At 36.2% G+C, this 18656-nt stretch carries 20 protein-coding genes and 2 tRNA genes; 11 read left to right on the forward strand and 11 right to left on the reverse strand.

Annotation, left to right across the window (positions count from 1 at the left end; translation table 11 throughout):
- The first annotated feature begins 167 nt into the window (after positions 1–167).
- A complete protein-coding gene (locus tag IPM56_07905) occupies positions 168–878 on the forward strand; it encodes a hypothetical protein (protein QQS37855.1) in 711 nt (236 codons plus the stop codon).
- 3 nt (positions 879–881) lie between these two features.
- On the opposite strand, the gene IPM56_07910 is transcribed toward IPM56_07905, so the two are convergent.
- The 7 genes from IPM56_07910 to IPM56_07940 form a co-directional block, all read right to left on the reverse strand.
- On the reverse strand, positions 882–2981 hold the full coding sequence (locus IPM56_07910; protein QQS37856.1) for a carboxy terminal-processing peptidase: 2100 nt from the start codon (positions 2979–2981) through the stop codon (positions 882–884).
- Positions 2982–3083: 102 nt separating this feature from the next.
- Positions 3084–4619: an insulinase family protein gene (locus tag IPM56_07915; GenBank protein ID QQS37857.1), complete on the reverse strand. Its 1536-nt coding sequence runs from the start codon at positions 4617–4619 to the stop codon at positions 3084–3086.
- Entirely contained in the window at positions 4616–5962 is a 1347-nt protein-coding gene (locus IPM56_07920) for an insulinase family protein (GenBank protein ID QQS37858.1), read from the reverse strand. Before IPM56_07920 ends, IPM56_07915 begins: the two co-directional genes overlap by 4 nt.
- A 153-nt stretch (positions 5963–6115) precedes the next feature.
- A complete protein-coding gene (locus IPM56_07925) occupies positions 6116–6547 on the reverse strand; it encodes a peroxiredoxin (GenBank protein ID QQS38256.1) in 432 nt (143 codons plus the stop codon).
- Positions 6548–6653: 106 nt separating this feature from the next.
- Positions 6654–7958 carry an adenylosuccinate lyase gene (locus IPM56_07930; GenBank protein QQS37859.1) on the reverse strand — a complete coding sequence of 435 codons (1305 nt, stop codon included), beginning with the start codon at positions 7956–7958 and terminating at the stop codon, positions 6654–6656.
- The gene (locus IPM56_07935) at positions 7958–9133 is read right to left on the reverse strand and encodes a trypsin-like peptidase domain-containing protein (protein QQS37860.1); all 1176 of its coding nucleotides are present in this window, start codon (positions 9131–9133) and stop codon (positions 7958–7960) included. Before IPM56_07935 ends, IPM56_07930 begins: the two co-directional genes overlap by 1 nt.
- A complete protein-coding gene (locus tag IPM56_07940) occupies positions 9117–9764 on the reverse strand; it encodes a glycerol-3-phosphate acyltransferase (protein QQS37861.1) in 648 nt (215 codons plus the stop codon). The genes IPM56_07935 and IPM56_07940 overlap by 17 nt, the downstream gene beginning before the upstream one ends.
- A 128-nt stretch (positions 9765–9892) precedes the next feature.
- On the opposite strand from IPM56_07940, the gene IPM56_07945 reads away from it, so the two are divergent.
- The 3 genes from IPM56_07945 to IPM56_07955 all read left to right on the forward strand — a co-directional run bounded on the left by IPM56_07945 (position 9893) and on the right by IPM56_07955 (position 10358).
- Positions 9893–9965 (forward strand) — tRNA-Gly (locus tag IPM56_07945).
- Positions 9966–10013: 48 nt separating this feature from the next.
- Positions 10014–10086: transfer RNA gene (locus IPM56_07950), tRNA-Cys, on the forward strand.
- Between the two features lie 32 nt (positions 10087–10118).
- The gene (locus IPM56_07955; GenBank protein QQS37862.1) at positions 10119–10358 is read left to right on the forward strand and encodes a GIY-YIG nuclease family protein; all 240 of its coding nucleotides are present in this window, start codon (positions 10119–10121) and stop codon (positions 10356–10358) included.
- Between the two features lie 151 nt (positions 10359–10509).
- On the opposite strand, the gene IPM56_07960 is transcribed toward IPM56_07955, so the two are convergent.
- Positions 10510–10866, reverse strand: a complete 357-nt coding sequence (locus IPM56_07960) for an STAS domain-containing protein (GenBank protein ID QQS37863.1) — start codon at positions 10864–10866, stop codon at positions 10510–10512.
- A gap of 179 nt (positions 10867–11045) precedes the next feature.
- Here IPM56_07960 and IPM56_07965 point away from each other — a divergent pair, with 179 nt between their 5' ends.
- Entirely contained in the window at positions 11046–11738 is a 693-nt protein-coding gene (locus tag IPM56_07965) for a hypothetical protein (GenBank protein ID QQS37864.1), read from the forward strand.
- On the opposite strand, the gene IPM56_07970 is transcribed toward IPM56_07965, so the two are convergent.
- Complete coding sequence (locus IPM56_07970) at positions 11739–12257, reverse strand: DUF2179 domain-containing protein (GenBank protein QQS37865.1); 519 nt, start codon at positions 12255–12257, stop codon at positions 11739–11741.
- An 88-nt stretch (positions 12258–12345) separates the two neighbouring features.
- Here IPM56_07970 and IPM56_07975 point away from each other — a divergent pair, with 88 nt between their 5' ends.
- The 6 genes from IPM56_07975 (at position 12346) to IPM56_08000 (ending at position 17154) form a co-directional block, all read left to right on the forward strand.
- A complete protein-coding gene (locus IPM56_07975; GenBank protein ID QQS37866.1) occupies positions 12346–12987 on the forward strand; it encodes a protein-L-isoaspartate(D-aspartate) O-methyltransferase in 642 nt (213 codons plus the stop codon).
- Positions 12969–13910, forward strand: a complete 942-nt coding sequence (gene miaA, locus IPM56_07980) for a tRNA (adenosine(37)-N6)-dimethylallyltransferase MiaA (GenBank protein QQS37867.1) — start codon at positions 12969–12971, stop codon at positions 13908–13910. Before IPM56_07975 ends, miaA begins: the two co-directional genes overlap by 19 nt.
- A 36-nt stretch (positions 13911–13946) precedes the next feature.
- The gene (locus IPM56_07985; protein QQS37868.1) at positions 13947–15314 is read left to right on the forward strand and encodes a DUF1446 domain-containing protein; all 1368 of its coding nucleotides are present in this window, start codon (positions 13947–13949) and stop codon (positions 15312–15314) included.
- A 2-nt stretch (positions 15315–15316) separates the two neighbouring features.
- A complete protein-coding gene (locus IPM56_07990) occupies positions 15317–15631 on the forward strand; it encodes a hypothetical protein (protein QQS37869.1) in 315 nt (104 codons plus the stop codon).
- An 84-nt stretch (positions 15632–15715) separates the two neighbouring features.
- Positions 15716–16783, forward strand: a complete 1068-nt coding sequence (gene prfB / locus IPM56_07995) for a peptide chain release factor 2 (protein QQS38257.1) — start codon at positions 15716–15718, stop codon at positions 16781–16783.
- A complete protein-coding gene (locus tag IPM56_08000) occupies positions 16783–17154 on the forward strand; it encodes an MGMT family protein (protein ID QQS37870.1) in 372 nt (123 codons plus the stop codon). The genes prfB and IPM56_08000 overlap by 1 nt, the downstream gene beginning before the upstream one ends.
- A gap of 2 nt (positions 17155–17156) precedes the next feature.
- Here the strand turns inward: IPM56_08000 and IPM56_08005 are convergent, their stop codons facing one another.
- Complete coding sequence (locus IPM56_08005; protein ID QQS37871.1) at positions 17157–18095, reverse strand: hypothetical protein; 939 nt, start codon at positions 18093–18095, stop codon at positions 17157–17159.
- A 15-nt stretch (positions 18096–18110) separates the two neighbouring features.
- Positions 18111–18551 carry a PspC domain-containing protein gene (locus IPM56_08010; GenBank protein ID QQS37872.1) on the reverse strand — a complete coding sequence of 147 codons (441 nt, stop codon included), beginning with the start codon at positions 18549–18551 and terminating at the stop codon, positions 18111–18113.
- Positions 18552–18656 lie beyond the last annotated feature (105 nt).

Consider the following 18656-nt stretch of genomic DNA (forward strand, 5'->3'; position numbering starts at 1 on the left):
ATTTTTTTTACCCGCTAGGGATGCTGTAATTATTCTTTTGTATGGCTTTGACTAAAATTTCCTCTTTAGTACTTGTACGCTCCTGTATTTTCTTTTGAATCTGTTCAATTTAGTCAGGCAGACCTCTGGTATGAATATTGTTTTTCCAGTTCAATAGAGAGGTAATTATGGAACGATTAAGACTTGAAACATTTTTTAGTTCAGATCAGGATGCGGAATTAAATCAGTACAAAATACTTGGCGGGATAAAAATTATTCAACAGGAATTTAACAGTAAGAAATTATATCCTGCATTATCAGAATTAATAAAACTTAACAGTCAGCTTACCGAAATAATAAACGGCAGTTCAAATCTGAAAATCTCATTCCCCAAAAGAATCAAAGACTTTGACTTTAGGAATAAAAAAATAGTCTATGAAAAATCTGGAATGTATGAAAGCGTGGATTATTTATTTGACCTGATAGGATGGGCTTTACCTCTTATTCAGAATGTGATTGAAGAGGGTGTTGTGTTATACGAATTTGTTGAGAAAAATCTTGAACTCGGCGAAATAGGAATTGTCCCTATTTACAAAGAGGAAGGATATTTTGTTATCAGGGACAACATAAACAAATGTTTAAAAGTTTTTAAGTTCGAGTGTTCATTGTTTACTTCAGATAAAGTACCGTATCGCGCACTTAAAACCGAACACGTACGTGATTTCAGTTTTGGTGAAATACTTTTTGCTCCTGCCTCTCTTAAACTTGAATTAGTCAGGTATTATCCTGAGATGCCGAACCCGGCAATTTATTTATGTGACACTGAACTTGATTTTCCTTTTTCGGAAACTATTTTTCCGATTGCTAAAAGAAAACTGATGACCACTCTGGCTTCGTGATTATTAACCAATTGTGAGCAAGATCAAATCGGTTAGGATTGTCGCTCCTTCTTTAAGCAGAAAATCATTTTGATCACTTACGTTTTCCAAAACCTCACCCTTCTGAAGAAGCTTCAAACCTAATCTGCTTCTTCGTTCATTTTCTCTCTCAAATCTTTTTTGTTCCTCAGCTTCTTTTTCTTTTTTTCTTACTGATTCATTTAAAGAAACTTCTTGTCTGTTCCTCGATTCACTGTACTCTTCAATTTCTTCATATAAGGCATCAAAGGAATTACTTTTTTTGATACGGGATTCATGTTTTTCCAGTAACTCGGGTATTATAGAACTAAGATCATTGTACCGATCATACTGAGCGGGTGATATTTGATCCCACGGCAATGCGCTTGGCTCAGAGCTTTCACCATATTCATTAGGGTCAAATGCTGATGGAAATTTGATATCCGGAATGACACCAAGATGTTGTGTGCTGCCGCCATTAATTCTATAGTACTTTGCAATAGTAATTTTTAGTTGTCCTGAAGGAGTCTGAGATTTAGGCATGACTTTATTCAGATCAATCAGATTCTGAACAGTACCTTTACCAAAAGTTTGTTCGCCTATAATAATTCCGCGACCATAATCCTGGATTGCACCTGCAAATATTTCTGAAGCAGATGCACTGAACCTGTTAACCATAACCGCTAAAGGACCATCATAGTAAAGTGATTTATCTTCGTCGGGCATAACTTCAATTTCACCAAAAGATTTTTTTACCTGGACTACCGGACCATCTTTAATAAACAGTCCGGTAAGATTTATAGCTTCTTCCAGTGATCCGCCTCCATCATTTCTTAAGTCTATAACAATACCGTCGACCTTTTCATTCTTGAGTGAATCAATAAGTAATTTTACATCTCGGGTTGTGCTTTTATAATCCTTTTCTCCTCTCGCCATAGCCTCGAAATCACTATAGAATGCCGGCACGTTTATCACACCTATCTTAAATGGTTTACCATCATTTGTAACATCAATAATTTCTTTCTTTGCAGCTTGCTCTTCCAGTTTAACTTTATCTCTTACAAGTTTTATTTCTTTTATCGCTGCATTAGTCCCGCCATCGGCAGGGATGATCTGTAATCTTACCACGGTTTCTTTCGGGCCTCGAATGAGTTTTACGACGTCTGTTATTTTCCATCCGACAACATCAACCATTTCACCGTCATCACCCTGGGCTACTCCGATTATTTTATCATCACGATGCAGAAGATTACTCTTATATGCAGGACCGCCAGGGATTATTTCGTGGACTTTGGTATAATCATCTTCAGTTTGAAGCTGTGCTCCAATACCTTCGAGGGACAAACTCATACTTATTTTAAAATTATCCGATGTTGACGGAGAAAGATAATTTGTATGCGGATCCATTACTTCAGTGTAGGAGTTCATAAACAACTGGAATACATCTTCAGCATCATATTGGTAAATTGCTTTACGGTAATTATCATAACGCTTTGTCAGTCTGTCTTTGATTTTATCCCACTCAGTCCCTTCAAGTTTTAATGTAAGCGCATCATTCTTAATTCTTCTTCTCCAGATTTCATTTGCTTCATCCGATGTTGAGGGCCATTCAGCATTTTCTCTCTTCAATTGATAAGTTTCATCAACTGTGAAATCAAATTCTTTTTCAAGGATAGTGTTTATAAAAGTGATTCGTTCATCAACTCTTTCACGGTAAACGTTAAAAATTTCATATGCTGGTTCGATAAATCCTTCTTTTAGAAAATCATCATAGTTTAATCTGTCTTTTTCAAATTTTGCGACGTCAGATTTAATGAAGTATGATCTGCTGAAGTCAAGCGCTTTTAAATACCTGTCAAATATTACAGATGATATAGAGTCATTCAACCTTGTCTTTTTGTTAAAGTGATATCTTGACAGCAGCATATTTATTTGTAAACTCTGACTGCTTAAATGCTCATTTGGCGCAACAACTGTGAGGGAATCCGGCAATTCATTTTTTATCTGTTCAGATTCGGTGTTCTTAGCGAGATATATATTTGCAGCAGCTATCAATACGATTATCAAAATTATTTTTTTCATATGTCCTTTAATAAATGATTTCATAAATGAACTTGCCTCTGTTCTTTATACTAAGAAGGCAGTTATTAAAAACTGCCTTCAAAATAACAATACAACAGGGAATAATTAAATACTATTCTATATACCTTATTTAAATGTATCCTGTGAATTAATAATTTTTACGTCCTTTACATTCATCCGGAATTTAGCAACGATCTCATCTTCTTCCAGAAGTTCCTTTGGCAAACCTGATTTTACAATATTTGAATAACTCATCAGTGAATCAGAATTATTCAGCAGACTGTTTGAAAGGGCTTCTGCTTCACTTTTATCCGTGACGATAGTTATATACATATTTTCAGTCTGCCAGTATTTTTTTATAACGTTGTTCACATCATCAAGAGTAAGTTCACTTAACAATGTTTGTAACTCATTTATATAATCTTCTCTGCCGTAGAATTTGGAATCCATTAAATACCCAAGCTGCTGAGATGGTGTCTGGACATAAAGCTTAATGTAACTCATCAGGAATTTTCTTGTCGATTCAAAATCTTCCTGTGACATTCCGTTTTTTACAAGTTTATCCAGCTCCCACATCGCCATTCTGATTGCATAATGAGCGTGTCCCAGTTTCAGGTCCTTTAGCTCATCATACTGAACCTGTAATTGCTTTGCTATCTGTACAGGTCTTATCCAGATTGAAAAATAATTTGATGACCTTGGTACACCAGCAGGAGGAAGCATATTTGAACCGCCGTTTTCATACCATTCAATGTAACTGTAATCACCATAATTCATAGACCGCTGCTCACGTAACTGCTGGTACAATCTTCCGTAGGACTTACGGTGTTCACCCAGATATGAATTTGCAACCATCAGTGCTGCAAAATCATCAGATGATCTGTTTATAGTCAGAGGAAATCCTCCATATATGGCTGATCCAAAAGCATTATCTTTCGAAATAATTTCTACACGAACACCATCTGGCATTGGTACTGTAGCAACTTCACTTACTGACGGCTTGGTATCAGGCAAAGCCTTCATATCACTCATTAATTTATTAACGAATTCAGAAGAATAATTTCCGGCAATACCTATAGTAAGATTATTGCTTGTGAAATATGTTTTGTAATGAGTCTTTACGTCATTGAGTGTTATGGATTTTACTGATTCAGATTTACCTTGTACCATATGCTGGTATTTTGTTCCGCGGAAAAGAAAATCCTCAAGAGCTTTTTTGCTGTACTCTTCATCCGATGATGCCCGAATTACCTGGTCAACATAATTCTGCTGGTTAGTTTTAACCCTATTGAAATCGGATTCCTGAAATGAAGGAGCCGTAACCAATCCAATCATAACAGGATAAAATTTCTCTAACCAATCATTATGAATTTCAAATGTGAAAATGGAAACCTCTTTATCAACACTGGCACCGTACCGGGAAGCCATAGGATAATTCATTTCCTGTATTGAACTGTAACTTAGTTCACCTGTACCGCCCTGTAAAATTGTATTTACCACAGTTGATGTCAAACCTTCTTTACCCGAAGGATCTGATACAGATCCGTTTAAGAACATAAATTTAATAACAACTTTATTTGATGAAGGTTGTTTTAATTCTACTAATTTCTGAGCTGTCATTGTAGCAATCATAAGCAGACTTATTAATAATGTTTTTATCATTTTACACCGCCTTCAGCATCTGCTGATATTGTTGCAATAGTTAGTCCTGAATTTTGAAAATATTTTTTTGCAACATCAATTATGTCTTCAACTTTAACTTTATCATACATGGCGTAAAGTTTATTTATTGACTCCGGATTATTTGTAAGTGCAGCATAACTTGCTAACGAACGGGCAATAGCGTCAGGACTGTCAATACCCATTGCAAACCTGTATTTGAGGTTTGATTTTGTATCCGCTAAAATCCCAGCTTCAACACCCGAGTTCTTTACTTGTTCAAGAGCTTTAACAATCTCATCCTTTACATACTGCAGATCTTCTTTTTTAATTAATGAAGCCTGGATGGTAATTAATCCTGGATCTCTTGTATCAGAAGCTCCGCCACCAATGAAGCGTACCTTCTGTTCCTGAAGCACTAATTTTTTATAAAGGTCAGAAGTTTGTGAAAATAAAATGCTTGTTAGAATATCAAGAGCAGGCATGTCTATTTCAACATCACTGAAAGCAGGACCTTTATAATTCAACGTAAGCAACGGAGGGATTCCTCCATTTTGTAGATGTGTAAATCTCGTCCCTGTTTGCGGTGGTTCCGGTTTAACTGATGAAACGAAATTTCCTTTTTCCCAGTCACCAAAATATTTATTCGCAAGTGAATTCACTCTTTCAGGAGTCACATCGCCGACAACAATAATTGTTGAATATTCAGGTCTGTAAAATCTTTTGAAGAATTCCCTTGAATACTCATATTGATTTGGCATATCAATAATATCTTTTAGAAAACCCATCGTAGTATGCTTGTATGTGTGCTGATCGAAGGCAGTGTTATAAATATTCTCATTGAGTTGAACATAGGGACTAGCGTTGTTCTTTGTGTATTCGCCTTTTACTGCGCCAGCCTCAGTTTTGAAATCGTGTATAGGATAGTTCAGGTTTTTAAATCTATCCGATTCCAATTCAAACATTAATTCAAGTTGTCCTGCATCACCGGTCATATGATAAACTGTCCTGTCAAATGAAGTGTTGGCATTGGCTCCGGCTCCAATTGATTTAAGTACATCGTTGTATTCATCTTTAGAGTACTTATCTGTCCCCCTGAACATCATATGTTCAAAGAAATGTGCGAACCCTGTTACACCTTCTTCAACTTCATCCCTGGAACCTACGCGTACTACAATATAAAAGGCAGCTAAACCCGGACTGTCAAATTTTACAGTTACAACATTTAACCCGTTAGGGAGTGTGTGTTGTTCGATAGGGTAGGGAAGTATTTTATCACCTGACGGCACAGCGTATACCGTAATACCGGTGAGAAATAATACTACTAATAATATGATTTTCCTCAATGTGCATCTCCTCCGATTTAATAGTTAGTTCATTAAAATATTTCAACAAATGAAATTCAATTATTTTATAAGTGGTGAGAAAATTATTTTTTTAACAAATAGTTCCAATCACAATATGATAAACGGCTTGATTTAGTCAGTGTCAATTTAAAGTCATTTCAACTGGCTGGCGAGTTCCAGAATTTCTTCGGCATGTGTGGTTACATCAACTTCCCTGAGTATCTTACTTATTTTTCCTTCTTTATCGATGATGAATGTAATCCTGCTGGCTAAGCCAATATTATTCAAAACGCCGTATGCTTCTGCTACTTTTTTATCTTCATCAGAAAGTAAAGGAAAGTTTAAATCATGATCATCAATAAATTCTATAATTGAATTTTGTGAGTCGACTGATATCCCGAAAACTTTAATGTTATTTGCTTCATACTTTGAGTAATTATCACGAATTCCGCAAGCCTGCTTTGTACAGCCCGCAGTATTGGCTTTCGGATAAAAGTAAATCACAACAGGAGCCTTTCCTTTCCAATCGGCAAGGCTATGATTATTCCCGTATGCATCCGGTAAAATAAAATCAGGGGCTTCCATTCCTTCCGTCAGGTTTTCTGCAGTTCCTCCGCATCCATTTGCGAGAACAATTATAAAAACAAATATCGTTGAGTATAATAACTTCATATTTCTTCCTGGTAAAATTCTACTTATCATTTAAAACAGTCCGATTAAAAATATAGTTCACGTTTGCAAGCATCTTTTTGTTATTAAAGATTGATTCAACTTCATCTTTTTGTAAGTACTTCATTGCTTCTGACGAATTTAGAATTTCCTCTTTCAAATTTTTATTCTGATTATTCCATACATCCATAGCACAAGTTTGAACAATCCTGTAAGCATCCTCCCTTGTAAGGCCTTTGTTGACAAGTTTCAACAAAATAGTTTGGGAGAAAACAAGACCTCTCGTAAGATTAAGATTCTTGATCATATTTTCCGGATAGATAATAAGGTTCTTAATAAGTTTGTTTGCTAGGTCAAGCATATAATCAAGCGCGATGCAGGAGTCGGGGACAATAATTCTTTCAACTGATGAATGAGAAATATCCCTTTCATGCCAAAGTGCGACATTCTCAAAAGCCGCCTGAGCATTGCTGCGTAAGACTCTAGCCAATCCGGTTATACGTTCACTTACAATCGGATTTCTTTTGTGAGGCATTGCCGACGATCCTTTTTGACCTTTGCTAAAATATTCTTCTGCTTCAAGTACTTCTGTTCTTTGCAGATGTCTTATTTCTATCGAGATTTTTTCTAAAGTGGCTCCAATCAATGCTAAGACGGATAAAAATTCAGCATGCCTGTCACGCTGAATAACCTGTGTTGAAACAGGAGCAGGAGATAGTCCCATTTTTTCACAGACATATTTTTCCACTTCCGGTGATAAATGTTCGAAAGTTCCAACCGCACCTGAGATTTGTCCCACGCTGATTGATTTAACGGCTGCTTCAAGCCGAGTTATATTTCTTTTTGTTTCTTCAAACCATAACGCAAATTTTAATCCCATTGATGTTGGTTCTGCATGTATGCCGTGTGATCTTCCAACACAAACAGAATCTTTGTGTTCAATCGCACGGTTTTTCAGGATTTCCTTCAATTCAAATAATCTTTTCAACAGCAGTTCACCAGCAGTTTTCATCTGGTAGGATAAAGTCGTATCAAGAATATCGGATGAGGTCATTCCATAATGAATATGTCGTGATTCAGGTCCAACATATTCAGCCACATTTGTAAGAAAAGCGATGACATCATGTTTAGTAGTTTCTTCAATTTCCAGTATTCGTTTAACATCAAAGCTGGCTTTGCTTTTAATGATTTCAAGATCTTCAACAGGGACATCACCAGCCACAGAACGTGCTTCTGTAGCCAGTATTTCGATTTGAAGCCACGTATTAAATTTAAATTCGTCCAACCAGATTTTTCCCATTTCAGGGAGCGTATAGCGATCTATCATTAGTTTTTCTCCAGGCGCATTTTTTTAGTTAGTTCATCATCATCTCTTAAAACCTTAAGAGAAATTGTTTGTCCCGTTCGGAATTCCTGAAAGACTCCGATGAGAGTCTGTTCATTATTAATTTTATACTCTTCAACCTGTGTAATTATGTCGCCGACTTTTATTCCAGCTTCACCAGCAGGAGAATTTTTAGCAACCTGAGTTACAATTACACCTCGTGTGGTTTTAAGATTATAATAGTTTGCAATACCTTCATCAATTGATTGGATACGTAACCCTATATCAAAGTCACGATCAATTTTTCCTTTTTCCTTTAACTCGGTAATGATCCTCTTTACTTTGTTTATTGGGATAGCGAACCCAAGTCCAATGCTTCCCTGGCTGCCGGCAGTATAAATTAAAGTATTCATCCCGATAACTTCACCGATACTATTCACAAGCGGACCGCCGCTGTTACCGCCATTAATTGAAGCATCAGTCTGTAGCATATTCAGGTAATACCTATTGTTTAAAGGTTCAAGGTTCATACCCGTAGCACTGATTACGCCGACGGTTACAGTTGGTTTATCATTTAATTCAAACAGTCCAAATGGATTCCCGAGTGCTATAACCCATTCACCGATAATTATATCTTCAGAATTACCGAGAACAACGTAAGGCAGATTTTCTTCTTCAATTTTTAAAAGACAAACATCTGATACAGGATCAGTTCCGACAATTTTTGCGGTGTAATGATTTCCATTTGTCATTGTAACAGTAACCTCACTTGCATTACCAGCCACATGATCATTTGTCAATATATAGCCATCAGGTGAAATGATATATCCTGAACCGAGTCCTTTGACTTTCTGATTACTATTACCTCTATTGCCAAAAAACTGTCTGAAAAATGGATCATCGAAGAATGAACCGAAAGGATCTCTATACTGACGAATCTCAATAACATTTATACCAACCACAGCCGGACTTACTTTTTGAACTGTTTCCGTGATAATGTTTTTTCTGGAATTCGTGATGTCATTATTTGCCAGATTCTTATAAGCAGTTAGCGAATAGCCGTCTGAATTATTTTCATAGAAGTGAGGCTTACTATTTTTATTTGCGAGAAAGTATATGCCGCCTGATATTAAAATCGTGATTAGAATAGCTGCTGATAGTTTAATTCTCCTGGACATTATCATTCCTTTTCTGAAATATTTTTTTTTCTTTGAGAAGCTCTTTTAACGGATCAATATGCTTTATAAAAATCACCAATAGAATTCCGGTTGCGAAAAGCATAAGCTCAGATTCCGAGCCTGGCTTAGGGAAAGCATATTTAACTGCAATATTAGCAGATGAATATGTTATCATCAATGATAATATTGTTGCAGCAATGTTTGAAAGAAGAATATCCCTCTTATAAATAAAAGTGATCACCCACAAAAGCAGCCAGGCTGCCAGAACAAATGGAAACATTATTGCGGCTCCTCCTGCTGCAGTGGCAAGTCCGCGTCCGCCCTTAAAATTTATCCAGGGATTATAACAATGACTGAATACCGCGAATACTAAAGCCAGAGCAGCAAATCCGAATGCATCAGGATATAGCAGCTTAATAAAAAATACACTTGCAATTCCTTTAACTGCATCAATGATAAGCACCATTATTCCTGTAACTTTTGAGTTTGTTACTTCATAGGAATTCATAGCCCCAACGTTGCCGGATCCGGTATTAGTTATATCAATACCTTTTGTTCTTTTTAATAAAAGGTATGCTGTTGGAAAAGAACCAAAAAGATAACCTGAAACAGCCGAAATAAGATATTCCATCAGATCTTTTGAAATTTGATTTTGTGATGATCAAAAATACAAAAAATATTTTTTTTTATTTCCGGATATGAAATTTATTGCAAGAGTATTAACAGTCTGTTATATTTGACACGTAAAAATTGTTAAATGCGGGAATAGCTCAGTTGGTAGAGCGCAACCTTGCCAAGGTTGATGTCGCGGGTTCGAGTCCCGTTTCCCGCTCACTCAAATCCACGAAAGTGGATTAATTTTTTTCATATCAGTATTTAAGGCGCTGTAGCCAAGTGGTTAAGGCGAAGGTCTGCAAAACCTTTATTCGTCGGTTCGACTCCGACCGGCGCCTCAAAATCCTTCCAAAAAATTTCCAGTCATAAAATGTATACAGTATATGTATTAAAAAGTTTAAAGGATCAAAAGCGATATATCGGTATGACATCTGAATTAACCAGAAGAATAGATGAGCATAATTTTGGAAAAGTTAAGTCAACAAGAAATAGAAGACAATTCATTCTATTTTATACTGAAGAGTTTAATACGAAAGAAGAAGCTACTGCGAGAGAAAAATTTTTCAAGACAGGAAAAGGGAGGGAATTTCTAAATTCGATAAAGAATTAATTTCTTGTGGTTAAGACGAAGTCTGCAACCCGCCTCAGGCGGGTGACTCCGACCGGTGCCTCAAGTCTTTCTTATTAACTGGAAAAATCGGATCCATAACAATTCTTTGGAAGAGATTATTCTCAGGACAAACTGAAAGAGAATTTACTTCCTATAATGTAGATGAAATAAAACTCTCCACAGCTTCATCTTTGGACTTAAACATATCCATAAGTTTCACTGTGCCGGTCTTAGTAAGAAGGTCTAATGCAAGTCCGGCTGGTTCAACCAATTTGATTTTTCCTCCGAGAGAAATCATTTTTTTACCTGTGACTACAAGCGTTCCCAGAAAAGTGGAATCAATAAATTCACATTGACTTAGATCAACTACCATCTTCCTGCACTTTTTTATCATATCCTCTTCAAGAATGTTTTGAAATTCTTTTGCCTCTTTAATCGTAGCTCTTGTCAGATTAACTACTTCTATAATTATGTCACTTCGGTATTCTTTTGAAAAATCGTCGTACATTTTCGTCCCTTTTTGTGAGGTGAAGGATATATAATTTTTGGTAGAGTAAATTTCTTATTTTTTTCGGGAAATCAAAAATATTTTAGCCGATAAAAAAATAAATATTAGGTGTTTTTGTATAATACTTTTACTTTTACAACACAGAAATATTTTTTTTACCAATCTCCATAGTACGATCAATGCAAAAACAAAAAATTATTTCAATTTTCTTTGCTTTATCATTACTTATACATCCTTCGTGCGGGGATGAACCATTGGAAAAAAGGTACGACCCCAAAACCAGGCAGGCAGATCTGAAACAAATGAAACTTGACGGGGAAATAACAAACGAACAGTTTGTTGAATTAGGAATCTTTTTTGCCCATGCCTCCTTCAACAAAATAAATCTTACCGGAAAAACATATAAAGACCTTATCAAAGAAGCACACGATTTTAAAATGACACAAAAAGAAGAAAGGGTAGAATTAACCGGTCCTGAAAAAGAAAAGTATGATCAATTAAAAAGGCTGCAAAATGTAGTAAGCCTTGAGCTACTTGGAAAAGAAAACACCCGTGATGCCTTGGGCAAAGCGGTTGATTTAAAATTGAAATGGAAAAATCACAGTGAATGTGATATCATCCGGATTTCCGGTACAATAGGCTTCATTGATATTTATGGAAAAGTATTTTCTGAATTAAAGGTTGATTTCAAAGACTCATTATTTGTTGGTTCGGAAAAAGAATGGGTTGTTCAAAAAAGTCTCTTTAAAGAATCCGACTACTTATACTCAAAAACAATTGAGTACATTAAAATTAATTGGACGCCTGAAAAATTCATCTTTTCAGATAAGACTGTATTTTCACTTAATCCTGAACCAGTCAAAAAGAAATAATTATTTTCTTGCCCCGTGAATAAAACCGCGGTAAGGAAGTGAATGTTGAATTGTTATGAACGCATCTTTATCAACAGCTTCTATCTCACTGATTAATTTCTTTTGATACTTCCTGGCTGCAATAACCATTATGATCGAAACACCACCTGAGCCGCCTTCAGCGGGTAGTATTGTAACACCTTGCTTCAATTGACGAAGTTTATCTGCAATAAGATCTGTTGCGTGGCGGGAAATGACGTTCATCTGAATAAACCCTAAACCAATTTTTTGTTCAATACTTATCCCGATGATATTTCCCAAACCGAATCCGGCAGCATAACCAAACAGATTATAAACGTTGTCTAAGTGCTGCATAATAAATCTTATAGCAAAAACCCAGATCAGTACTTCAAAGAATCCGGCAAAACCGGCATAATATTTTCGTCCCTGTACAACAAGTATTGTTCTGAAAGTTCCAATAGATACATCACAAACACGCATTGCCATAATCAGCAATGCGCCAAGATAAATTTCCAACATACATTCCTATAAAATTTTTATCGTTACATCAAATTTATAAATAAAAATTATTTGTTATATCTTTGTCTATCATATTAACAGAAAGAAAATGTACGAAGCAGAAAGATTTGAACTTGTAAATAAATTAGAACAAAGAGGAATCACCGATAAGTTAGTTTTGAAAGCGATTAACCAAACAGAACGCCACAAGTTTGTTCCTGCAGGAATAATTTATAGTTCATATAAAGATGTTGCATTGCCAATTGGATTCGGGCAAACCATATCACAGCCATATACAGTCGCATACATGACCCAGGCTTTGAATTTAAAATCCGGTTCGAAAGTTTTGGAGATCGGAACCGGTTCAGGTTACCAGGCAGCTATTTTAGAAAATATGGGAATGCAGGTTTTCAGTATTGAAAGGAACACAGACCTGTATCTTAGGACAAGGAAATTTTTTGATAAGATGGGAATAAGGGTTCACACAAAACTCGGAGACGGAACAATCGGCTGGGATGAGTTTGCACCTTATGAGGGAATAATTGTTACAGCCGGTTCACCTTCAATTCCTTCATCCTTAAAAAAACAATTAGCGATTGGCGGAAGATTAGTGATACCAGTCGGGGATAAAGCATCACAGCATCTTACAATAGTTACAAAACTTACGGATGATGAATTTGATATTGATGAAATTCCTGAATTCAAATTTGTACCTTTAATCGGACGTGAAGGATGGGCAAATTCGTATTAGTAATTGTCGGACCAACAGGTTCAGGCAAAACAAGTCTTAGTCTTACACTTTCAAAGAAGATAAATTCCGAAATTATTTCGGCTGACAGCAGGCAGTTCTACAAATATCTTGATATTGGAACTGCCAAACCTTCCAAAGCTGAGATGGAAACTGTAAAACATCATTTAATCGATTTCCTAAACCCTGATGAAGATTATAATGTCAGCAAGTTTGAGAATGATGCGAATGAAATAATCCAATCAATTCATCAACAGAATAAAGTCCCGGTTGTTGTTGGTGGTTCAGGCTTGTATATAAAAGCATTAGTCGATGGAATTTTTGATACGGCAGATAGAGATGATGAATTGAGAATTAACCTGAAAAGACTTAAAGATGAAAATGGAAATGTATTCATTTATGAGATGCTTAAGAAAAAAGATCCCGAAGCAGCGGCAACAATGTTACCTCAAAACTGGAAGAGGGTAATAAGAGCTTTGGAAGTTATTGAGTTAACTGGTAAATCTATTCTGCATCATCATTCTGAACAATCAAAAAAAAGTGAGCTTAACTTTATTCAAATCGGGTTGAATTGGGAACGGGAAACACTTTATAAAAATATCGAATCAAGAGTTGACAGAATGATATCAAGCGGACTCATTAAAGAAACTGAAAACATTCTTTCAATGGGTTATTCCGGGAATCTCAATTCACTGAACACTGTCGGGTATAAAGAAATAATTTCTTTTCTTAAAAATGAAATTACATTGGACAAAGCAATCGAACTGATAAAACGTAACACACGTCGTTATGCAAAACGGCAAATGACCTGGTTCAAAGCAGATAAACGTATTAACTGGTACGACATAACATCGGTCGATGAAATTTATTCCTTATCTGAAAAAATCTTATCTTTGCACCGTTCAGAATTGGAAAACATTAGTTAAAACTGACCAATCATTTTTGTTAAACAGGGAATTTTAATGAAAGAAAAAATCCGAATTGCTTCCGGACAGGGATTCTGGGGTGATCTTATTGACGCACCTTATCAGCAGGTTACAAGGGGAGAAATAGATTACCTTGTGATGGATTATCTTGCCGAAGTAACAATGTCGATACTTCAAAAACAAAAAAACAAAAATCCTGAACTTGGATATGCAAGAGATATTCCTGAATTGATGAAACGAATTCTTCCGATATGTGTTTCTAAAAAAATAAAAGTGATTACAAATGGCGGCGGCGTAAATCCAAGAGCTTGTGCTGATGCAATACTTTCAGTTGCTAAAGAACTTCAGATAAAAAATCTGAAAGTTGGAATTGTGCTCGGTGATAACATTAAAGATGATCTTGATAAAATAATTTCAACCGGTGCTGAACTAAATAATATGGAAAACGGTGAGTCAATAAAGACGATCAAAGATAAAATACTAAGCGCTAATGTTTACTTTGGCGCATTGCCAATTGTTGAAGCACTGAAACAAGGCGCTGATATTGTTATTACGGGAAGAACAACAGACACAGGTTTAACATTAGCACCAATGATTTATGAATTCGGCTGGGATGAAAATAATTTCAATCTGATGTCTGCCGGAACAGTAGCCGGACATATACTAGAATGTGGTGCTCAATCATCCGGCGGCAATTTTTTAGGTGATTGGGAATCAATTGACAATTTGTGGGATGTCGGATTTCCTATCGCAGAAGCATTTGCAAATGGTGATGTTATAATTACAAAACACGAAGGTACCGGCGGACTTGTTTCCTTTGAAACGGTTGCTGAACAATTATTATATGAAATAGGTGACCCGACAAAATATATTACTCCCGATTGCGTTGCTGATTTTACATCTATTAAACTTGAAGACCTCGGGAAAAACAGGGTTCGTGTTTATGATGTAAGTGGTTTTCCTGCAACTGAGTTTTATAAAGTATCGTGTTCTTATTCAAGTGGGTACTCGGCAACAGGATCGTTAACATATTCCTGGCCTAAAGCGATTACAAAAGCAAAAGCCGCGGATAAAATTTTACGTGAAAGACTTGAACATCTTAAAATAAAATTTGAAGAAGTAAGAACTGAATTCATTGGTTATGATGCTTGTCACGGACCTTTATCCGAAAAGATTGATGAAGATAAACTGAATGAAGTGATGATGAGAATAGCAGTTCGCTCAGATGATTATTATTCAGTGGAAAGATTCGGGAAAGAGATTGCTCCATTAATTCTTACCGGTCCACCGAGTGTAACTGGATTTGCAGGGGGAAGACCAAAACCAAGTGAAGTAGTTGCGTACTGGCCAGCTTTGATTCCCAAAAAACTTGTCAAACCTGAAGTAAAAATTGTGGAGTTATAATTATGAAAATTAAATTATCTCAAATATCTCACGGAAGAAGCGGTGACAAAGGCGATGCAGCAAATGTTGGAATAATCGCTTACGATGATAAAGGATATGAAATCATTAAAAAACATCTAACAGAAGAAAAAGTTAAAAAACATTTTGAAGGAATATGCCTCGGTAAAGTTGAGCGATTTGAACTTCCAAATCTCAGAGCATTAAATTTTCTTCTTCATAATACTCTGGGTGGAGGTGGAACAGTCTCACTAAAATTTGACGCACAGGGAAAAACACTTGCTGCGGCTTTGTTGAGAATGGAGATAGAGGTTGAATGACTGAATGAATTTATAATAACAATATTTTGACATAAATCTACAGGATATAAATGTACACAGATGAAATAAAACTACTAAACACATATAAACAACGCATCGAGAATCTACGAGGTTATCTTTGACGTCGTTAATAAAGACTTAAAGATAAAAGACCTTCACAACCAGACCGAAAGCCCGAACTTCTGGAATGACCAGATGGCGGCTCAAAAAGTTTTGCAGGAAATAAAAAACCTTCAGCAGTGGGTAACTCTTTGGGAAGATTTAAACAAAAAGGCACGTGATGTTGAAGACCTTATTCAACTTGCTGAATCAGAAGAAGACGGATCATTCTCTGCCGACATTGCAGTGGAATTAGAATCACTTAAGAATGACATTGAACGCGCAGAGCTAAAAAATATGCTCAGCGGCAAGGATGATGATAAGAATTGTATACTTACAATTCATTCCGGTGCCGGCGGAACTGAAGCACAGGATTGGGCAGAAATGCTGATGCGCATGTATCTCCGTTATGGTGAACAAAACGGATTCAATATGAAGTTAGTTGATGTGCTTGATGGTGATGGTGCAGGAATTAAAAGCGCCACAATAGAAGTTGAAGGTGAATTCGCTTACGGGTATTTGAAAGCTGAAAACGGGGTTCATCGTTTAGTCCGCATCTCACCGTTCGATTCAAATAAAAGAAGACATACATCTTTCGCTTCGGTGTTTGTAATCCCTGAAATTGATGACACAATTGAGATCGATATAAATCCCGCTGATCTAAGAGTTGATACTTACCGTTCCGGTGGTAAAGGTGGACAGAATGTTAACAAAGTTGAAACGGCAGTTAGAATAACTCACATTCCATCAGGAGTTGTTGCTGCGTGTCAAAGTGAAAGATCACAAGGACAGAACAGGGTTAATGCAATGAAGATGCTTCGATCAAAACTTTACCAGATTGAACTTGAAAAGCAGGAAGCCGAACTTGATGAAGTTGAAAAAAGCAAAATGAAAATCGAGTGGGGAAGCCAGATTCGTTCGTATGTTTTTCATCCTTACAATATGGTTAAAGATCACAGAACTGATGAAGAGACATCTGATGTTCAAAGAGTTATGGATGGCGACATTGACAGATTTATCAAAGCATTTCTTTTAAAGTTCAGCAAAAATTAATGATCGCGAAGAAAAAGAACTATTCAAAAAAGAAAAAAGATTTTTTTGATAAAGTGTATGATGTGGTTGCAAAAATCCCTTTCGGAAAAGTAACTACATACGGAGCCATCGCAGAAGCCTGCGGCATAAGGTCATCAGCAAGAACTGTCGGCTGGGCTTTGAATGGGGCTAAGGAATCAGGATTGCCCTGTCACCGCGTAGTAAACAGGGTAGGAGCATTAACAGGTAAGTTTCATTTTGGTGACATACACATTATGGAAGACTTACTAAAATCCGAAGGTGTTGAGTTTGATGAGAACGATCGTGTTGTTCTGACTAAACACCTTTGGATTCCAAAATCAATCAAGTCAAAATCAAAAAACAAAAAGTGAACTTATATTTTCTGTGCCGGGGCTTCTATTCTTCTTACTTTAATTGATGAAACACCTGCTTCAAGATCTATATAAATTTTATTCTTTGCTTCTTCAAATCCGTTTGTTCTGTAGATATCAGAATTTGTTTTATAGAAACCCTCAAAATTCTTTGAGGATAAAACAGCGTCAGATGTAATTTCACAACCCGAACTATCAGGAATTTCAATTTCAATACTTGAAGCACCTGCATCAATCCTTAGTCTCGTTTCCTCCGTTTTGTCACCAAGTCTTACAAGCAAAGAAGCCGCACCCATATCAATAGTTATGTTTTCTGTTTTGTATGGGGTCAGATCAAGATCCATTTTTGCAGCGCCAATGTCGAAATGAACATCCCAGACAGGATTTGTATTTAAGGATATGTCAACCTTGTTTTTATGTTTTCCTTTACCAAGCGAAAACTTTGTGAATTTCATATCAAGGTCAAGTACAGCATTGTGTGCATCAACACTGTTGGAGAAAGAATAGTTGTTCTTTATTCCTTCAGTAACAACTGCGATAAGGCTGTCGGTAGTATTCTTCATTATGAAACTTCCGGCACCTGCGTCAAAGTTCAACGTAGAATATTGAATGGTTGAATCAAAAGGCTGGTAATACGTTGTTACATCATACTCAATGTCATCACCGTCAATTACAAATTCAATGTCATCGTTTACAAGATTAGTGGCAGCCCGGACTGAAGTAAATAAAACAACAGCTAAAAAAATTGCTGAGCAGCCTACAATAATATTTTTTACAAATTGGTGTTTGGTCATAAATGAAATTCCCCAAAGAACTATTACCAGCGGCCAGAATTTCCATACATTTGACCAGTACAAGTTCATCACACCAAAATTATTTAACAGGACAAGGACGCCTATCGAGATGAAAAGCAGTCCCCAAAAAATGTGTTTTGTTTTCATTTTACACCTGTACGTTTAATTCTTTTTTGAGTTTAACAACAAAGCCGTTCCTATACCTATTAGCAGGATGGGCCAAAAATCACCGAAACTTATTCTTGGTAAAAAATTATCTGCAAGAAATATTACGCCGAATACAATTAGAATAATGCCAAGCGTCATTGATCGTTTATTCTTTTTTTCTTCCTGCTCAGCAAAGTAATTATCTATTAAATTACTTTTAGGAATATTGCTGTTCTGTGAATTTGAATCCGCACTAACCATATTAGGTATAAAAATCTGTTGAGGCACAAGTACCCACAAAATCAGGTAAGCAATAATTCCTGTTCCGCCCATAAAGAGTGTAACAAGAAAAATTATCCTGATGATTGTCGAATCAATCTCGAAGTATTCACCAATACCACCGGCAACACCTCCAAGCATTTTATCTTTGTACGATCTATATAATTTTTTTTCCATATCAGACTCCCGCTTTAAACTTTTTAGAATCCGTGCGAATTATAGTTAAAAAGAAAACCAATGTTCATTTAATTTTACTAATGGTAATTTTTTGCGAAATACGGA

It is taken from the genome of Ignavibacteriales bacterium (assembly GCA_016700155.1).
Classification (GTDB): domain Bacteria; phylum Bacteroidota; class Ignavibacteria; order Ignavibacteriales; family Ignavibacteriaceae.

Excerpts from the sequence above, each read along its gene's own strand:
- IPM56_07905 (QQS37855.1), top strand. The coding sequence starts at position 168 with ATGGAACGATTAAGACTTGAAACATTTTTTAGTTCAGATCAGGATGCG.
- IPM56_07910 (QQS37856.1), bottom strand. The coding sequence starts at position 2,981 with ATGAAATCATTTATTAAAGGACATATGAAAAAAATAATTTTGATAATC.
- IPM56_07915 (QQS37857.1), bottom strand. The coding sequence starts at position 4,619 with ATGATAAAAACATTATTAATAAGTCTGCTTATGATTGCTACAATGACA.
- IPM56_07925 (QQS38256.1), bottom strand. The coding sequence starts at position 6,547 with ATGGAAGCCCCTGATTTTATTTTACCGGATGCATACGGGAATAATCAT.
- IPM56_07930 (QQS37859.1), bottom strand. The coding sequence starts at position 7,958 with ATGATAGATCGCTATACGCTCCCTGAAATGGGAAAAATCTGGTTGGAC.
- IPM56_07935 (QQS37860.1), bottom strand. The coding sequence starts at position 9,133 with ATGTCCAGGAGAATTAAACTATCAGCAGCTATTCTAATCACGATTTTA.
- IPM56_07940 (QQS37861.1), bottom strand. The coding sequence starts at position 9,764 with ATGGAATATCTTATTTCGGCTGTTTCAGGTTATCTTTTTGGTTCTTTT.
- IPM56_07955 (QQS37862.1), top strand. The coding sequence starts at position 10,119 with ATGTATACAGTATATGTATTAAAAAGTTTAAAGGATCAAAAGCGATAT.
- IPM56_07960 (QQS37863.1), bottom strand. The coding sequence starts at position 10,866 with ATGTACGACGATTTTTCAAAAGAATACCGAAGTGACATAATTATAGAA.
- IPM56_07965 (QQS37864.1), top strand. The coding sequence starts at position 11,046 with ATGCAAAAACAAAAAATTATTTCAATTTTCTTTGCTTTATCATTACTT.
- IPM56_07970 (QQS37865.1), bottom strand. The coding sequence starts at position 12,257 with ATGTTGGAAATTTATCTTGGCGCATTGCTGATTATGGCAATGCGTGTT.
- IPM56_07975 (QQS37866.1), top strand. The coding sequence starts at position 12,346 with ATGTACGAAGCAGAAAGATTTGAACTTGTAAATAAATTAGAACAAAGA.
- miaA (QQS37867.1), top strand. The coding sequence starts at position 12,969 with ATGGGCAAATTCGTATTAGTAATTGTCGGACCAACAGGTTCAGGCAAA.
- IPM56_07985 (QQS37868.1), top strand. The coding sequence starts at position 13,947 with ATGAAAGAAAAAATCCGAATTGCTTCCGGACAGGGATTCTGGGGTGAT.
- IPM56_07990 (QQS37869.1), top strand. The coding sequence starts at position 15,317 with ATGAAAATTAAATTATCTCAAATATCTCACGGAAGAAGCGGTGACAAA.
- IPM56_08000 (QQS37870.1), top strand. The coding sequence starts at position 16,783 with ATGATCGCGAAGAAAAAGAACTATTCAAAAAAGAAAAAAGATTTTTTT.
- IPM56_08005 (QQS37871.1), bottom strand. The coding sequence starts at position 18,095 with ATGAAAACAAAACACATTTTTTGGGGACTGCTTTTCATCTCGATAGGC.
- IPM56_08010 (QQS37872.1), bottom strand. The coding sequence starts at position 18,551 with ATGGAAAAAAAATTATATAGATCGTACAAAGATAAAATGCTTGGAGGT.